General features: G+C 60.1%; 2 protein-coding genes. Both read left to right on the forward strand.

Going from position 1 to position 1,858, the window contains the following annotated elements:
• Window positions 1-197 (forward strand): hypothetical protein (locus YA0848_RS36115; protein WP_232925153.1); only part of this gene is annotated, 197 nt, incomplete at its 5' end.
• 167 nt (window positions 198-364) lie between these two features.
• Entirely contained in the window at window positions 365-1,786 is a 1,422-nt protein-coding gene (gene ltrA / locus YA0848_RS21635; RefSeq protein ID WP_198731406.1) for a group II intron reverse transcriptase/maturase, read from the forward strand.
• The last annotated feature ends 72 nt before the right edge of the window (window positions 1,787-1,858 follow it).

Below are 1,858 nucleotides of genomic sequence, written 5' to 3' on the forward strand. Positions count from 1 at the left end.
GACTGGGAGGTGAAAGTCCTCTACACACCCGGCAAGGGGAAGTGTTAGCCAGAGGCAAGGGTGTCGCGGGTGACTGCGAATCTGAAGGAAGCCCGAGGCAAAATGCTGGCCTGACGAACAGGAAGCGGATAGAGGCGGCGCAGCGGGGTAAGAAGGCCAAAATCTTCAAAGCCCAATACTTGCACGGAACGCTGTGACGTAGATCCGACAGGCATAAGCAGGAAGGTCGCGCGAATTACCCTGGGAGATCTGCACGTTTGCCAGTGTGCTACCGAGCGTCGAGAGGCGATGGGATGAGCGTGCAGAAGTCAGCCGAAGCCGTAGTAAGTGGCGAATAACCGCGCCACCAAGGGCCGAACAGGTTATGCCGCCAGTAGGCGTCAGAGTCTCGTTGAATACCGAAATGCAGAAATTTCTCCAAGAGAAGACTGTGACTCCGAGTCCCGGACAGAATCCGAGGATGACGGCTGACAGCGCAAAGGTATCGACGGCATCTGTGACGTGGACGAACGCGGAGCCGGACACGCTGATGGCGCGGGTGCTTGCACCGGCCAACCTCAGACGTGCGTATCAGCGCGTGGTCAGCAACAAGGGCGCGCCGGGTGCCGATGGCATGACGGTCGACGACTTGGCGGACTACGTGAATCAGTATTGGCCGATCCTCCAGAGGAGGTTGCTGGCCGGCGAATACCACCCGCAAGGTGTACGCGCCGTCGACATCCCCAAACCCAAAGGCGGCACCCGACAACTGGGCATTCCCTGCGTCGTGGATCGCCTGATCCAACAGGCACTGCTGCAACAGCTCACGCCGATCTTCGACCCGCTGTTTTCGGATTACAGCTACGGCTTCCGTCCGGGCAGAAGCGCCCACCAAGCCATCGAGACAGCCCGCGCCCATGTGGCGGCAGGGCATCGCTGGTGCGTGGAACTCGATCTTGAGAAATTCTTTGACCGGGTCAACCACGATCTCCTGATGGCGTACGTGGCGCGCCAAATCGTAGATAAACGCGTGCTCAGACTGATCCGGCGGTACCTCCAAGCCGGTGAGATGTCGGGTGGGATCGCCAGCCGACGGCAGGAAGGGACGCCGCAAGGCGGCCCGCTCTCGCCGTTGCTGTCGAACATCCTGCTCAACGAACTCGACCGCGAGCTGGAACGGCGGGGTCATCGCTTCGTGCGTTATGCCGACGATGCGAACATCTATGTGCGCAGCCCTCGTGCTGGCGAACGAGTGATGGCCAGTGTTGAGCGCTTCCTGAATCAGCGCCTGAAACTAACGCTGAATCGGGATAAGAGCCGAGTAGCCGGGTCTTGGATGTGTGATTACTTGGGTTACGGGATGAGCTGGCATCAGCAACCGAGACTGAGAGTGGCGACGACGAGCCTGGGTCGCTTGCGCGACCGGCTCAGAGAGCTGCTACGTAAAGCGCGGGGCCACAAGGTGGCGACTGTCATCGAGCGGATAAACCCCGTGCTGCGCGGATGGGCGGGCTACTTCAAGCTGAGCCAGAGCAGACGGCCACTTGAGGAATTGGACGGCTGGGTGCGTCACAAGCTTCGCTGTATCGTCTGGCGTCAATGGAAGCGGCCCTCTACGAGGGCGCGCAACTTGATACGCTTGGGACTTAATGCGGCGCGGGCGTGGAAATCGGCAGTCAATGGCCGAGGCCCATGGTGGAACTCGGGAGCGCCCCATATGAATCAGGCGTTGCCGAAGAAGCTGTGGGACCGCCTCGGGCTGGTCTCGATACTGGATACGATAAACCGACTTAACCGTATAACCTGAACCGCCGTATACGGAACCGTACGTACGGTGGTGTGAGAGGACGGCGGATGTGAATCCGCCTCCTACTCGATT

Source organism: Pseudomonas sp. S4_EA_1b, assembly GCF_016307435.1.
Classification (GTDB): domain Bacteria; phylum Pseudomonadota; class Gammaproteobacteria; order Pseudomonadales; family Pseudomonadaceae; genus Aquipseudomonas; species Aquipseudomonas rhodesiae.

Bases quoted from the DNA above. Each gene is read 5' to 3' on its own strand.
- ltrA (WP_198731406.1), top strand. From the start codon at position 365: ATGCCGCCAGTAGGCGTCAGAGTCTCGTTGAATACCGAAATGCAGAAA.